This is a genomic window from Vibrio sp. J383 (genome assembly GCF_023503985.1).
Classification (GTDB): Bacteria; Pseudomonadota; Gammaproteobacteria; order Enterobacterales; family Vibrionaceae; genus Vibrio; species Vibrio splendidus.
The window spans coordinates 917,138-931,036 of record NZ_CP097294.1; the positions used below are offsets into that span (position 1 = coordinate 917,138).

A 13,899-nucleotide genomic window follows, 5' to 3' on the forward strand; every position below is an offset into this window, starting at 1 on the left:
GAAAAGATACGCTAGCGCTGTGGTGCGTTGATATTTGATCTTAGGCAACAGTATTGCAGTTTGTTCTAATGCTGTTGCTTTATCGAGATAAAGGTCAGTAACAGGCTAGTTGTAGTGACTCATTTGATGGTCAAATTTGACCCAGCCGTGTTTGCGTTCTTCGTAGACTGAAAAGCTCGGTAGCGGAAAGTCTTGCTCTTTAAATAATCCGAGCGGGACGATATAAAAATCGGCAGCAGCAACAGATTGTAAGAGCATGGTGGTGCCACACTTAGGGCAAAACTGATAGGTCACTTCACTGCCCGTATCACTGATGCGTGAGAAAGACGTGACTTCTCCGTTTAATGTGACTTGTTCTATTGGGAATCGAGCCTGAACACCAAACACACTTCCGGTGCGTTTCTGACATTCATAGCAATGGCATACAGAGGTTCGTTGAGGCTCGCCTCTGCATACTAGGTTGACTGCTCCACAGCGGCATTCGCAACTTCTGATATTTCTATCTTTAATATGATTGATATCCATCCATGCTCCACTTCTGGTTAACCCTGTATTGATAATTATACTAAAGCCCTTTATGGTCTGCACAACTGGATGAAAACAAAAGAATATAATTGCTCATGAAAAAGAAAATCTTACCTATACCTCTGATTTTACTGATTCCAATTGTCATGCTGGTTGTGGTGATACTGGCGGGTATTTATCGTTTTAGCTTAAGTGACGAAGAGATCTTGGCGAAGTTTCCTTCTTCTCAAGTCAGTTATGATCCTGTTGTTGAAACCGTTTTTGATTTGAAGACGACCAACCCATGGACAATTAAAGTACCCGAAACCAACGCGTACGCTTTTATTAATGAAGTCGATGAACCTAGAGCTATAGCCTTTGGACGCTATGACTCGGGTGTTGAGCGTGGTGTGGTAACGGTAGACACCAACAACCTTTCAGCCGTCACGTTGGGCAAGGCGAGTTTCTTTGTCGCACCGATGTGGGTATCTAACCAAGGCAGTGGTGTGTTCTATTATCTTGGCTTGTTTAAACATGACCAGCAGCGAAGTCGTGTCGTGCTAGTCGACCAGCTTTTTCTAGGCGATAGAGTGCATATTCAGACTTTAGAGGTCGCTCAGCAGCAAGATTTACAATCCGATAGCAAACAAACAGGGGAAGGTTTTATCGGCTTTACTCAGCATTCTGCGGAACAATCATTTGCAGAATCCCCTTCTGAAAAGGTGTTAATGAGCTTTTCTTTTGATACGCAATCAATTGGTAAGCAATAACGTTTTCGTTAATGCAAGGATCTGTTGTTTATGTGAGCTAAATTACATATTATCTTAATTAGATGAATGAAATTTAGACACTCCTTATGCTTGGTGTCTGCCTATTTTTACAAATGGAGCTTGCGAATGATTAATAAACGTTTTTTTAAGACGAAAGATGAAGTTGAAGTGACCTTCGAGCTAGAAGCTCAAGAAGCGAACTCTGTATCCATCGTTGCTGACTTTCTTGATTGGAAAGCCACCCCAATGAAAAAACTGGCCAAAGGGAAGGTGTACAAGTTTAAAACTCGCCTGCCTAAAGATGGCGAGTTTCAATTCCGCTATCTAGTAGATGACCAACAATGGGTGAACGATGCGAATGCTGATCGTTATATCCCGAATGAGTTTGGCGAAGACAATTGCTTGGTATCGACGGTTAACGCTTAATCGAGATGAAGTAGCGTGAACCAATAGAAAGCAGAAACTAGCCGTTTCTGCTTTTTTGTTTTTTTATTTGGCGGTTAATATTATTAATCGTGAAGCGGGTTTCCACTTACGGTAACTCAATGACTTAGTCTAAATTGGGCAGATTCACATCATATTATGACAATGCAATGATGATTTATGCGTTTGAAAAGCATATCCTATGCCTTTATATCGTAGAAAGACCTGTTTACCGTGTATTCAAAAATATTTTCCTCTCCGTTTGCTGAGCTTTCACCTGTAAAAAAAGTAGCTATTTTAGGACTGCCACTTATTGCAGCGTTTGGTATTGCTTTGCAATCTTCAGAATCGGATCTGACGAAAACGATCGATCTTGATTTACCCGACTCAACCGTTATTGAGTCAATCCTATCACCTTCTTCTGTCGCGATTATCGAACCGCCGACGTTTGAGTATCAAATTCAAACGGGCGATAACTTGAGTAGCATCTTCACTCAACTTGGATTTTCTTATAAATCGATGATGAGTGTGATGGAAACCGATTTAAACTTCCTTGCCCTAGACACACTTCGTCCTGGTAACACATTACGTTTTTGGCGTGATGAGGCGACGGGCAACCTTTCCAAAATGGAAATTCAATTTAGTGTTGCGGATAAAGCGGTTTACCGACGACTTGAAGATGGCAGCTATGAATTTGAAGACATTTCTATTCCTGGTGAATGGAAACAAAAGCCTTTAGTGGGTGATATTCACGGCAGTTTCTCTATGTCGGCGAACAAGGTTGGCCTGAATAGTCTTGAGATTGACCATATTGTGACGCTTCTTAAAGATAAGCTGAACTTTAGCCGCGACCTGCGCGCTGGCGATCAGTTTGAAGTGCTTCAGAAAGCGCAATTTGTTGATGGTGTCGCAACCGGAAAGCGTGAAATCGAAGCGATTAAGATCATGAATCGTAATCGTGTTGTTTCTGCGTACTTACACACTGATGGGCAATATTACGATGCCAATGGCGATAGCTTACAACGTGCTTTCCAACGTTACCCAGTGAGCAGTGGATGGCGTCAGAGTTCTCAGTTTAACCCTAAGCGCTTACACCCTGTAACAGGCCGAGTCTCACCTCACAACGGTACAGATTTCGCGACGCCAATTGGTACGCCAGTTCAAGCGACGGGTGATGGTAAAGTGATCATGACCCGTAAGCACCCATACGCCGGTAATTACGTGGTTATTCAGCACGGTAGCACTTACAAAACGCGTTATCTCCATTTGAGTAAGATCTTAGTTCGTAAAGGACAAACGGTATCTCGTGGTCAGCGTATTGGCTTGTCAGGTAAAACTGGCCGAGTGACGGGTGCACACTTGCATTATGAGTTAATCGAACGTGGTCGTCCTGTGAACGCGATGACAGCGAATATTCCGATGGCTGATTCAGTGCCTAAAAAGGAAAAAGCGACGTTCGTCGCGTCAAGAGATGAAGCTGATAAGCTGTTAAAGGTAGCTTTAGAAGCACAATCTAATAACAGTTAATAGATTTCTCTAAATTAGGCCGATTAATCAAGCCGCGAGAGCTTTTCTAAATATTTAAGTATTTAGTCATGCTTCGCGGCTTTTTAGATTTTGGTCTGGCTACTGCTTTATATTTTTAATTTTTATGGGCTTTGAATGAGTGCTTCTGAATGAGTCACTAAACTCACGATAGCTTCAGGTCGCATAGGAGGCGAGTATAGGTATCCTTGGATCTTGTCACACCCCATATCGTGAAGTTTCTCTAGCTGTTCACGCTTTTCCACACCCTCTGCGACAAGTGATACGTTGAGTCGATGAGCAAGCTGGATGATCAACCAAACAACGCTCTCTGATGTCGAATTGGTGAGTAAATTTTGAATGAAAATGGCATCAATTTTAATGCAGTCAATCGGGTAGCTGTGAATGTAATTCAAGCTAGAGTAACCGGTGCCGAAATCGTCTAGCGCAATCGTAAAGCCTTGTTCTCGCAAAAAGTTGAGTGCGTCTTTGGTGTCTTGAGTTGGAGATAGCAATACTGTTTCGGTCAGCTCAATAACAAACTCATCAGCCTTAAAGTGATGCTGTTCAATGGTCCGAGTGAGGTAGGAAATGTAACGCTTAGAGTCGGTAAGCTCATGGGCGGAACAGTTTATTCCGAGCTTAACCTTGTATCCTAAGCCTTGTTCTAATGTCGTTTTAGCTCTGCATACCAGTTCGATAATGCGTTCACCCAGCTCGACAATTAGCCCGGATTCTTCTGCTACCTGTATAAACTCAACTGGGGATATGTCGCCGTGCTTTTCCGTTTTCCAACGAGTGAGTACTTCGAAATACTTCCAACGTTTGTCTTGTTGACCAACAATCGGCTGAGCCACAACATACATTCCGCTATTCAGCGAGATAGAGTTTTCAAGTTCATTTCTCAAGGCCGCAATTAACTCGGTCTTTCTCTGATATCGAGCTCTTAAGTGGGTGTCATAGCACTTGATATGGGTACCCGAATATTGCTTACATTCTTTTAACGCCAAGCTGGTGTTGAAGATGATTTGCTCTACGTCTTTGCTATCTCCGGTTGATCCTGCGATGCCTATGCTGATATCAAAATCGATCCTAAGATCAATACTGTTATAACCCTGTTTTACTTTGGCGACGATTTGTTCACAAATTGCGGTTGGGTCGGCGTAATAGGTGATGAAGGCGAACTCATTTCCTGCCGTTCTAAAGGTGAGGTTATTTTCTGGGAGTGTTCGTCTCAAAATCTCAGCCAGATGTTGCAGTACCTTGTCTCCAACATAGTTGCCGTGAAGATCGTTAATCGCTTTAAAACTATTAATGTCCAGCATTGCTAACGTGAACGGTGTTGAGTTTTGCTGAGTGATTGATTCTAGCGTATCAGATAAGCAACTGCGGTTAAGTAGACCTGTTAAGCTATCGTGTGATACTTCATAGCTGAGTTGATTGACCAGTTGCTCAGAGCGATCGTTGAACCACATCTCACGTAGGGTGTGGATGATGATATCCGAAAAAAGTTGATGATGTTTAATCGCTTCTTGTTGCTGAGCATTACTCAGTGGGGAAGTAAACGTAGAAAAAAGTACCCCCATGACTTCACCGCTTTGAGTCCGTGTAGGAATCGCAATGGAATTCTGTGAGGTAATCTCTTGCCGAAAGGCTGATGTAGGTAGTGATTTGACAACGTATTGAGCAAATGAGCAATCAGGGTGGTTTTGATTAACGGCTTGCTGATAGATTTGCCCATGACGAGGGTTGATTCTGTCATGCAAGACGTGATCAGAATGAGCAATAACTAAAGGAACAATTTGGTCTGGAAAGTACTTTTTCTCAATGATAGTGGTGTACTTAGTATCGAACATTTGGTGCAGGGTAAGCACTGCTGACTCCAAAAGGTCGATACCTTCCAACTTGAGCAAGCGCCCTATACGCTCAGTGTCTATCATATTGTTGTACGTTTGTTGAGTCATAGCTACCATCCCTAGTTAACCAGATCCAGCGTGTAAGCCTGTGTGTTTAGTTTGTACGCATCTATTTTTATATGCGCTTAGTTTATTATTGGCCGCGTTGTATCATTTTTCAAATTAAGTTGAGACTTATTTCACAAAATCTGGTTATTTCTCTCTTTATCTAGCCTATCTTTCAAATGGTCCAAAAATAACTTGGTTCGCGTATGTGAGTAATCAAGCTTAGGGTAGTACGCGTAAACCATCACTTCGTCGGCGGTAATATTTGGCAATACTGGAACTAATGTCCCTTGTTTAAGATCTTCTTTGATCATTGCTTTGATGGTTAACAGCACACCCATTCCTCGTTTCGCCGCGTGAAACAAAGCCTCAGGGTTGGTGGTCGCAAAGTTGCCGTTCAAAGTGATGCGCTGCCCTTTGGTGAGTGTGACTTCACGGGTAGGGCGCTCTCCCCATATTAAGGAGTTGTGTTGTTCTAAGTCTTGCTCGTTGGTGGGACAACCATGTTTGGCAAGATAACTCGGCGCAGCATAGAAACTGGCCTTGTGTTCAAACAGCGGTGTTTTCTTGAAGCTTAACGAGTTGAGCTGTTCCAGTTCACGACTGATCACCAGATCCAAGCCCAGCTCTGGTAATTGCCCTGGCGTGGTCGTGATCAGCTGCACCTTAATATCTGGATACTTTTCTAAGAAGTCGTCCATGTATTGCACTAGAAACTTAGAGCCAACAGCAATCGTCGCGCCAATCTTTAATAGGCCTGCCGGGGTTTGGTTAACCGAGCGAGTCTCATCAATAATTGACTGCCAATTGTCGAGTTGATCCTTGGCCCGTAAGTAAAAGAGTGCACCCGCTTCGGTTTGGTTAATCGAGCGAGTGGTGCGTTTTAAAAGTTGAGTACCGATACGCTCTTCGAGCCAGTTTACTCTTTTGCTGATCGCCGAGCTGGTGGTGTTAAGTTTGCGAGCAGCGCCATTGAAACTGCCTTCTTCCACTACTCGAACGTAGCTTTTTACGTTGAGAATCCAATCCATATTATTTCCTGTTAGGACTTAATTAAATTCCAATTTGGTTAATTATCAATTACTGGTTTTGAATATAAACTTATATCATGAACAAATATCAAACGAATAGGGAATTTTTTGAGCCAATCGACCTTTAAAAAAACACCGTTATTTTTAGCAATGATGATTATTGCTACGGGGCAGGTGGGTGTGAGCATCTACTTGCCATCATTGCCGTTAATTGCTTCTGACTTAAGTGTGACTCAGGTAGATGTACAGCTGCTCGTCACGCTGTTTCTGGTGGGTTTTGGCTTGTCTCAGCTATTTTACGGACCGATGTCTGATGCAGTGGGAAGAAGACCTATCTTCTTGTTAGGTCAGGGTGTTTATTTGATTGGTACTGTCGTTTGTGTTGTTTTTTCTGACAACATGACGGCGCTAGAGGTTGGTCGCTTGTTGCAAGGTTTAGGGGCAGGTAGTGCCTCGGTTCTCGGACGAAGTGTGCTTCGCGACAGCTATGATGGCCCTCAACTGACCAAAGCGTTGTCTTATATTTCGATCACCGCTTCGATCATGCCGATCATTGCGCCCGTATTTGGTGGTTGGATTTCATTCCACCTAGGTTGGCAGGCGGTGTTCCTGTTTGTTCTACTGTATCTACTGGCAATATTCACTCTGGGTTACTTTGTGTTGCCTGAGACTTTGCCATATGGAAAGAGTCGCTTTGATGCCTGCCAAGTAGTAAAGAACTACGGACGCTTGTTGACTAACCGCCAAGTGTTGACCAGTGCCAGTTATAACTGGATGAGCTACATGGCAAGTTTGGTGTCTTTATCGCTGTTTCCATTCTTAATGCAAGAGCAGTTAGGGCTGACCGCCGCTGAATATGGCTCATTGATGATTGTCCCTTCGGCAGGCTTACTGATAGGTAGCGTGGCTTTGAACTTGCTCAATCGTAGGTTTAGCACTCCGCAATTGATGAGCCTTGCGATTTTGATTATTTTGGCTTCGGGAACTTGGCTTCTTACTCATGAGTTATCCATCTTTAACTTAGTTTGGGCGTTTACTTGGTTGGCGATAGCACAAGGCATCTCGTTCCCACTATCAATCAGCATGTTATTAGAACCCCATAAGAAACAAGCGGGCGCAGTGTCGGCATTGTCTGGCTCAATTCAGATGTGTTTAGCGGGTTTATTGGGTGGGTATCTAGTAGAAAGCTGGGTGACAACTCACCTACAACTCGGCGTGTTTTATCTGATTATTGGTGCTTGCATGGGCACAGTACTTTGGTCTTCAACGAGAATGAATAAGAAAGCCGCAGCTATCGAAGTAGAATACAGTTAAGCAGCTGAAGCAGAGTACAGTTAAACAGTTGAAGTAGAGTACAGTTAAGCAATTAGCTCGCTATAGTTCAGCGTACAGTCGTTAATACGTTGTATTTGTATGGATGGTTTTCTACAATACCTGCGTCCATTTAATAGGTAATAAACATGCAGCAAAATGAATTTGAAGTACTGGTAAAAGCTATCTGCGCACTAGATGGCCTGCCTCAAGCGCTTGAGCTATTGAAATCCAATGAGGATACAGAAGTCGCTGAGGCTGCTGGATCACTAACAGGTCAATTTGCGCTAGCTGAAGTAGAAGGCGAAAAGCGTATTTACCACGTGACGCTTCAAGAAAATGAACAAGGCGAAGAGCAAGAGTACATCGAACATGTCATGAATGAAGGCGATGACTTAATCAAATTTGCAGCTTGGTTCTTTGAAACTATGTTTGAATTAAAGCAAAAAGATACATACCAAATTGCGGGTAAAACTTACAGACAGCCAAAGCGTAGCTAGTGTTTTAGTTTCTAGATATTAGTTACTAGTTACTCGCTATTAGGCATTAGCGAATAATGCCCTTTTTAAGGTCAGTGTTTCTAAGCTAAGTATTTAAAAAGCAGCTCTCTTGAGCTGCTTTTTTTATGAATGTCTAAACCAATGTCTTGGATTGCAAATGGGTATGGTGAATCAAGGTTAGACGGACTTAACATTAACTCATTGATATAACGATACAATGCTGATTTACGCAGAGACAAGAATACGGACGTTGCAATAGAATGATATTCTTGCACTAAAGTGTGATTTAGATCTTGTTTTTGGCCGCTTTAAGTGTAGAATCCGCGCATAAGAAAATCGATTATGTGCGGAGATAAGCATGAATTACGAACTAGGCCACGCATACCTTGGTCAAATGGTAGCAAAAAACATGATGCACGAAGCATTGTATGGCAAGCCAAAGCCAAAAAAAGCATCATTCTTTAAGCGAATGATGAAGAAAATGGCGAAATAAGCATTTTCAAAAACGGAATTTAAAAAGGCCTTAAACTCGATGAAGTTTAAGGCCTTTTTCGTTTTAGCGATTAATGAAGGTCATCGCTCGTTTTGTTGTGGATGGACACAAAAAAACACTGATTAATTCACGATCGGATTTGTAACTCTGTGTGAGTTTAGCCTGCCGATTGGTTGGACAGGTCGACAACGTTATTTGGAATGGTATCTAAACCATTTTCTTTCATCCATACTTCTAAGTTGTCTGCTCCACCGATGTATTTACCATCGAGCCAGATCTGAGGAACGGTTACTGGTGTTTTCTCACCAATGTGCGCTTTGACCTCTGGAATCATGCGATACAAAGCTGCGCTGTCTTTTACGACATCGTGGTATTGGTATTCAACACCCGCTTCATCAAGCATTTTCTTTGCCTTAACGCAGAATGGGCAGGTCGCTTTACCATAAACGATGTTGCCTTTTAGGCTGTCGCGTTTGGTCCACTCTTTGATCACGGATTGAACTAACACACCGCGGTTAAGCGCTTCGCCTTGGCTTACAACCTTGCCTTCAACAACAAGGATTGGAGCATGCCAAGAGCCCAGTTTTAGAGGCTCCCACCAGTGAGACAACCAATCTTTCACTTCCAGTTCGACATCGACATCTGATAACTCATTCTCAAAAGTATCCTTAAGAATGTCTTTGGTAAGGGTACATTCCCCACATGGGATATTAACTTTAAATGGACCCCAGCTGCCTGCCCAACGGTATAGTGTAATCTTGACTGGTTTCTTCATGGTTACGGCCTCGTTTGAATTCTCTTATCCATATAGAACGGACAGTTGAACTATTTATTTCACTAACCCTAAACTTTCTTCAGTTTTGACGGCTTTTTCGTTTCCCAGTGCGTTATAAATGCGACTGACGCAATAATAATAGCAGCCCCGAGCCATAAACGGCCCGGTGGAACCCAGCTAAATACAATCCAACCTGCTAGGACATTTAGCGGTAATTTTGCGTGGTCAAAAGGTTGTACGAATGAAGCATCAGCGACTGAGTAGGCTTTTACAATTGCCCATTGAGCGAGTGCCGTCATAACACCGATGACAATTAAGATAGCCCAAATCGTACCGCCGCTTGGAGTCTGCCAATCTGGCGCAGCAAGTAGGATGTTAAATGGCGTAATCAATAGTAAAAGGTAGACCACCATGGTTGAAGGACTGTCTTGTGAAGAGAGCTTTTTCACCATGAGTGAGTAGCATGCCCAAAAGAAAGCGGCGCCAATCGGTAGTAGCGTTGCCCAGTTAAAGTCTTCAGCCCACGGCTCTAGAATCACCATCGCACCCACGAAACCTGCTAAGGTCGCACCCCAGCGAGCAGCTCCAACTTTCTCTTTGAGGAAAAGCCCTGAACCTATGGTTGCAAACAGTGGCGACGTCATGAGAAGGGCAATGCCTTGCCAAATAGGAACAGGGTAAGCCAGCGCCCATATCCAAAGTTGAATACCAATCACCGATAAAAACACACGGAATACATGTAACTTGAGGTTGTCGGTTTTTAGCGCGCGGCGAATGCCCAGCGTTTTCAGATAAGGAAGAATAGCGAACAACGCGATGGCGTATTGAATGACGGCAACGGTAGTAGAAGTAAGTCCGAAATGAATGCTAGCGATTTGAGTTAGGCTGTTAATGACGGCAAAGGCTAGGCCTGCGGTTAGCATCCAGCTAGCGCCTTGGATCGGATGGTGTTGTGACATGATGCTTCTAATTATTTGAGGTGGTTCACCTATGATACGGATTTAGCACCACTTAACCAGAAAAAGCATTGATGAAGTCAGTCAGAATATTTGAATATGAAAAAGGTTGAGCTATTGCCCAACCTTTTAGTCTGTATCTAAAGCCGATTTAGATTAGAAGTCGTAGCGTAGACCTAGACGAAGAGAATCTTCGCTTTGTGTCTCTAGACCCGCAACTTTTACATCGTCTAGGTTGTTTAATTGGTAAGCAACGTAAGTACGGATAGATTTGTTGAACTTGTATGTACCCGTTAGCTCGAAGAAATCAGCTGTATCAACAGTGATGTTCTGTGTCGCGTCTTTTTCTTGTTTTTGGTACAAAGCCGCCAATTCAAATTGATCGGTTAGTTTGTACTTGGCCGCAACTTCTACACCAGAGAACTCAGTCTTAGCTTTGTCGTCTAGGTCACCCATTGTGTAGGTTGCACCTAGGTATAGAGCATCCATTTTGTAGTTGATACCAGCAATTACAGCGGTTGCAGAGCCATTACCCGCACCATTGTCATTACCTGAGTAACCAAGACCAAAACCTAAGCCCATAGGCAATGTGTAGATACCAGAGATACCGTAACCGTCTGTATCTTTATCTTCGCCAGCGATTAAACTTGCCTTCAACGAAAGAGCATCAGCATCGTAAGCGTACACGAATGTGTTGTTAATCTGCTCGTTGCCCGCGTTAATGAAGGCTTTTTGATCACCTGAGTAGATAGTAACATCCGACATTTCTGAGATTTGAGCAGCGGCTGTATCTTGACGACCTACCGAAACAGCACCAAAGTTACCTTCCAGGCCAGCGTACATATAGCGTTGTTTAAAGTTATCAGTTTCATCGTTATCCGCTGAAGAATTTACGCCTTGTTCTGCTTCGTAGAAACCGAAACCAGATAAATCGCTAGTGATTTCAGTAGTACCGCCAACATTTAAACGCACACGGCTTTTATTTTTCATGGTTCCGTCGATTTCTTTACCGCCTGAACCAATGAAATCACCGCGGAATTCCGCGCGACCGCCAATTTTGAGTTCTGTACCATCAGAGCTGTAAACTGTTGCTGCTAGAGATGAACCTGAAACTAGTGCCGCTACCACTGCAGAAGCTAGAACTGCCTTTTTCATAATCACTTACCTTGTATTTTAAAATCCGTGAGCAATGTGCTCTCCGTTTCGATATGAAGCTAATTTAGAGCAGCTAAATTAAGCTTTCATTTCTATAAAATTACATTTTCGTGAATAGGGAACTTTTTAAGTGTTGATTTTATTGCACTTTTATTTCAATAGACTGAGTGGTTTGTGAATGGTTATATAACTTATCTGTTCTTGAGTGCTGACTTTCACAAGCTTTTATTTAGGGGAAGTGATGATGATATGAGTGAGTATTATGGGGAAGTCAGAGCTTGTTTATCTTATTAACTGTTTGTACTGATTAAGATATCCTCTATGATGCAAAAACTTAGAAGAGAATAGATTTTGCTCAACAAGATGGAGACGTTGGATGAAAACAGAGTACTTAGGCGATGTTTTACAAGGTAGGCAGGTTATTGGCTCCTTGAATGTTGAAGACCTACCCGTTGGAGAGCACCAGTTTTGGTTTCAAGTCACCAGTGATGGGCTAGGGCAACCCAAGAACATGCCGGTTTCTGTTTTCAAAGGCAGTCAAGCAGGTCCTAAGTTGATGATCACCGCTGGTATTCACGGTGATGAGCTCAACGGTGTGTTGGCTGCTCAGCAAATTATCAGAGACTTAGTCGGTAAAACTCTCAAAGGCACGGTAACGATAGTGCCTACTGTGAATTTGTCGGGTTTGCTTAACCACAGCCGCGATTTTATCTCTTCGGATCCGGGCTCTTGCCCTGCCAACCTTAATCGACTCTTTCCGGGTGATGCGAATGGCTTAGCGGCAGAGCGCTTTGTTGCGTCTTTGTGGGATCGCTTACTCAAACATAATGCGACATTCGCCGTTGACCTGCATACCCAAACTCGTGGCGCGGTCTACCCACTTTATGTTTTTGCTGACTACCGAATTGAACAATGCCTTGAAATGGCAAGGTTGATGACACCAGATTGTGTTCTCAATGATCCCGGCGATCCAGGTATTCTTGAAACGGTTTGGAATCGAAGTGGAATTCCGAGTATTACGGTGGAAGTGGGGATGGGTAAGTTTACTCAGCCTGATATGATTCAACGAGCCGTGGACGGTGTTTTTAATATGCTGTCTTACTACGAGATGCTTGATGGTGAAGACCCGTTTGAGGCAAATCAGCTGCCAAGTATGGACTGGATAGAAGGCAACAACGTTGTGTCTATCCGCGCCGACATAGGTGGCTTTGTGCTGCCTCGGGTCGAGCTTTTGCAAAGTGTCGAACAAGATGATCTGCTCGCTATCCAATATGATGCGTTCGGTAATGAATGTCGCCGCTACCACGCACCATCTTCTGGGCGTGTACTCAGCTATAACGTGGATGCATTAAGGGAGCCGGGCGCGCTTGTTTGTCGCTTGCTGAGTTAAGCAAAAAAAGACCGAGCAAGGCTCGGTCAAAGGACAGTTGTCTTGAGTTAACACGTCTTTGACTCATCGACAGAACTGCTTTTAGCGTAGCGAGGGTAAATTAAGAATCCATTGCAAGATAGTGACACTTCGATTGCTTTTCTGTTTCAAAAATAATATTGAAAACATTATCTTAAGCTCATTAAAAAGCCGACTTCGGGTTGCGCGAGTCGGCTTTTATTCACTTCTTTTTCGAGTCTTTATCTCTATCTACGCACGATTAAAAAGCGTCATCCACGATATCTTTAAGTCGGTCGTAAGGCACATATCCTGGTAAAACATTTCCGTTCATCATCATGGTTGGAGTGCCCGTTAAGCCGAGTGCACTGAACGTTTGATGGTTAGTGGTTAGAACCTGGTTTTGTTCTTGAGTTGTTTTTAGTTCCGCCTCTGTTCCCGTCTTCTTGGCAACGGCTTCTAGTGAGCTTTTCGAGTGAATACCGCTTTTCGCCATCAGCAATCTATCAACTTCAGGGAATGCTGCTGGGTTATCTTTCCATACTTTCATCGCGTATAGCGCCGCGTTGGTGTCTAGCCCTGCAACTTGTTGTTGCTTAAACGATAAGTACACGTTGATCACTTTAATGTCGCTGTTTTCAGAGGCTAATTGAACCAAGCCTTTTTCCAAGCGCTTACAGTAAGGGCAGTTGTAGTCAGTAAAGTTAACGATGACTGATTTGCCATCCGGATTGCCCGTGATTGGGTGAGCGTCATTGTTGTACAACCAATCATGGCTTCCTGCTTGAGCTTTCTTCGACTGTTCTTGCCCTGCTACGTACTGCTCTAGGCTGGTATGCAAGCCAGAGATCGTAGAAGGGTTCTCTTTCAGAAATTGGTTAATCTCTTCAAGTTGCTGGGTTTGTTCTGTGCTTAACTTAGCGAAGGCAGTGGTGCTCATTAGTGAGCCTAAAATCAGTGTACTAATCAGATGTTTTTTCATGCTATTTATTCTCTAATTCTTGATAATCGTGAGCGCTCATTGGGTCGCGCTCACGGAAATTCTGTTCGTTAAACGGGCTAATCCGAGTTATTCACCTTGCTTTGCTCTGTTTTTCTTTGTAAGCGAG

At 43.3% G+C, this 13,899-nt stretch carries 14 protein-coding genes; 7 read left to right on the top strand and 7 right to left on the bottom strand.

Going from position 1 to position 13,899, the window contains the following annotated elements; translation table 11 throughout:
• Nucleotides 1–105 precede the first annotated feature (105 nt).
• Entirely contained in the window at nt 106–588 is a 483-nt protein-coding gene (locus M4S28_RS20525; RefSeq protein ID WP_017077401.1) for a GFA family protein, read from the bottom strand.
• Nucleotides 589–620: 32 nt separating this feature from the next.
• Between M4S28_RS20525 and M4S28_RS20530 the strand changes: the two genes are divergently transcribed.
• The 3 genes from M4S28_RS20530 to shyA all read left to right on the top strand — a co-directional run bounded on the left by M4S28_RS20530 (nt 621) and on the right by shyA (nt 3,224).
• Nucleotides 621–1,274 (top strand): hypothetical protein, encoded by a 654-nt coding sequence (locus M4S28_RS20530; protein WP_249633686.1) that lies wholly within the window; start codon nt 621–623, stop codon nt 1,272–1,274.
• A 126-nt stretch (nt 1,275–1,400) separates the two neighbouring features.
• Complete coding sequence (locus tag M4S28_RS20535) at nt 1,401–1,700, top strand: isoamylase early set domain-containing protein (RefSeq protein ID WP_009845720.1); 300 nt, start codon at nt 1,401–1,403, stop codon at nt 1,698–1,700.
• A 231-nt stretch (nt 1,701–1,931) separates the two neighbouring features.
• Entirely contained in the window at nt 1,932–3,224 is a 1,293-nt protein-coding gene (gene shyA, locus M4S28_RS20540; protein ID WP_017077403.1) for a peptidoglycan DD-endopeptidase ShyA, read from the top strand.
• Nucleotides 3,225–3,346: 122 nt separating this feature from the next.
• Here the strand turns inward: shyA and M4S28_RS20545 are convergent, their stop codons facing one another.
• Together M4S28_RS20545 and M4S28_RS20550 are read right to left on the bottom strand one after the other, a co-directional pair.
• Nucleotides 3,347–5,185 carry a putative bifunctional diguanylate cyclase/phosphodiesterase gene (locus tag M4S28_RS20545; protein WP_249633687.1) on the bottom strand — a complete coding sequence of 613 codons (1,839 nt, stop codon included), beginning with the start codon at nt 5,183–5,185 and terminating at the stop codon, nt 3,347–3,349.
• A 131-nt stretch (nt 5,186–5,316) separates the two neighbouring features.
• Nucleotides 5,317–6,213, bottom strand: coding sequence for a LysR family transcriptional regulator (locus tag M4S28_RS20550; protein WP_054545750.1), 897 nt, complete (start codon nt 6,211–6,213; stop codon nt 5,317–5,319).
• A 108-nt stretch (nt 6,214–6,321) separates the two neighbouring features.
• Here M4S28_RS20550 and M4S28_RS20555 point away from each other — a divergent pair, with 108 nt between their 5' ends.
• From M4S28_RS20555 to M4S28_RS26475, 3 genes are all read left to right on the top strand, one after another.
• Complete coding sequence (locus tag M4S28_RS20555; RefSeq protein ID WP_249633688.1) at nt 6,322–7,527, top strand: multidrug effflux MFS transporter; 1,206 nt, start codon at nt 6,322–6,324, stop codon at nt 7,525–7,527.
• Between the two features lie 146 nt (nt 7,528–7,673).
• On the top strand, nt 7,674–8,024 hold the full coding sequence (locus tag M4S28_RS20560) for a hypothetical protein (protein ID WP_004731829.1): 351 nt from the start codon (nt 7,674–7,676) through the stop codon (nt 8,022–8,024).
• Between the two features lie 358 nt (nt 8,025–8,382).
• Nucleotides 8,383–8,517, top strand: a complete 135-nt coding sequence (locus M4S28_RS26475; protein ID WP_004731825.1) for a hypothetical protein — start codon at nt 8,383–8,385, stop codon at nt 8,515–8,517.
• 157 nt (nt 8,518–8,674) lie between these two features.
• Here the strand turns inward: M4S28_RS26475 and M4S28_RS20565 are convergent, their stop codons facing one another.
• The 3 genes from M4S28_RS20565 to M4S28_RS20575 all read right to left on the bottom strand — a co-directional run bounded on the left by M4S28_RS20565 (nt 8,675) and on the right by M4S28_RS20575 (nt 11,403).
• On the bottom strand, nt 8,675–9,292 hold the full coding sequence (locus M4S28_RS20565; RefSeq protein ID WP_249633689.1) for a glutaredoxin domain-containing protein: 618 nt from the start codon (nt 9,290–9,292) through the stop codon (nt 8,675–8,677).
• 68 nt (nt 9,293–9,360) lie between these two features.
• Complete coding sequence (locus tag M4S28_RS20570) at nt 9,361–10,251, bottom strand: DMT family transporter (protein WP_017089881.1); 891 nt, start codon at nt 10,249–10,251, stop codon at nt 9,361–9,363.
• A 153-nt stretch (nt 10,252–10,404) separates the two neighbouring features.
• Nucleotides 10,405–11,403, bottom strand: a complete 999-nt coding sequence (locus M4S28_RS20575) for a porin (RefSeq protein WP_004731820.1) — start codon at nt 11,401–11,403, stop codon at nt 10,405–10,407.
• Nucleotides 11,404–11,779: 376 nt separating this feature from the next.
• On the opposite strand from M4S28_RS20575, the gene M4S28_RS20580 reads away from it, so the two are divergent.
• On the top strand, nt 11,780–12,793 hold the full coding sequence (locus tag M4S28_RS20580; RefSeq protein WP_249633690.1) for a succinylglutamate desuccinylase/aspartoacylase family protein: 1,014 nt from the start codon (nt 11,780–11,782) through the stop codon (nt 12,791–12,793).
• Nucleotides 12,794–13,052: 259 nt separating this feature from the next.
• On the opposite strand, the gene M4S28_RS20585 is transcribed toward M4S28_RS20580, so the two are convergent.
• Entirely contained in the window at nt 13,053–13,772 is a 720-nt protein-coding gene (locus M4S28_RS20585; protein WP_249633691.1) for a DsbA family protein, read from the bottom strand.
• Nucleotides 13,773–13,899 lie beyond the last annotated feature (127 nt).

Coding starts and splice junctions, on each gene's coding strand:
- M4S28_RS20530 (WP_249633686.1), top strand. CDS start 621: ATGAAAAAGAAAATCTTACCTATACCTCTGATTTTACTGATTCCAATT.
- M4S28_RS20535 (WP_009845720.1), top strand. CDS start 1,401: ATGATTAATAAACGTTTTTTTAAGACGAAAGATGAAGTTGAAGTGACC.
- M4S28_RS20545 (WP_249633687.1), bottom strand. CDS start 5,185: ATGACTCAACAAACGTACAACAATATGATAGACACTGAGCGTATAGGG.
- M4S28_RS20550 (WP_054545750.1), bottom strand. CDS start 6,213: ATGGATTGGATTCTCAACGTAAAAAGCTACGTTCGAGTAGTGGAAGAA.
- M4S28_RS20560 (WP_004731829.1), top strand. CDS start 7,674: ATGCAGCAAAATGAATTTGAAGTACTGGTAAAAGCTATCTGCGCACTA.
- M4S28_RS26475 (WP_004731825.1), top strand. CDS start 8,383: ATGAATTACGAACTAGGCCACGCATACCTTGGTCAAATGGTAGCAAAA.
- M4S28_RS20565 (WP_249633689.1), bottom strand. CDS start 9,292: ATGAAGAAACCAGTCAAGATTACACTATACCGTTGGGCAGGCAGCTGG.
- M4S28_RS20570 (WP_017089881.1), bottom strand. CDS start 10,251: ATGTCACAACACCATCCGATCCAAGGCGCTAGCTGGATGCTAACCGCA.
- M4S28_RS20575 (WP_004731820.1), bottom strand. CDS start 11,403: ATGAAAAAGGCAGTTCTAGCTTCTGCAGTGGTAGCGGCACTAGTTTCA.
- M4S28_RS20580 (WP_249633690.1), top strand. CDS start 11,780: ATGAAAACAGAGTACTTAGGCGATGTTTTACAAGGTAGGCAGGTTATT.
- M4S28_RS20585 (WP_249633691.1), bottom strand. CDS start 13,772: ATGAAAAAACATCTGATTAGTACACTGATTTTAGGCTCACTAATGAGC.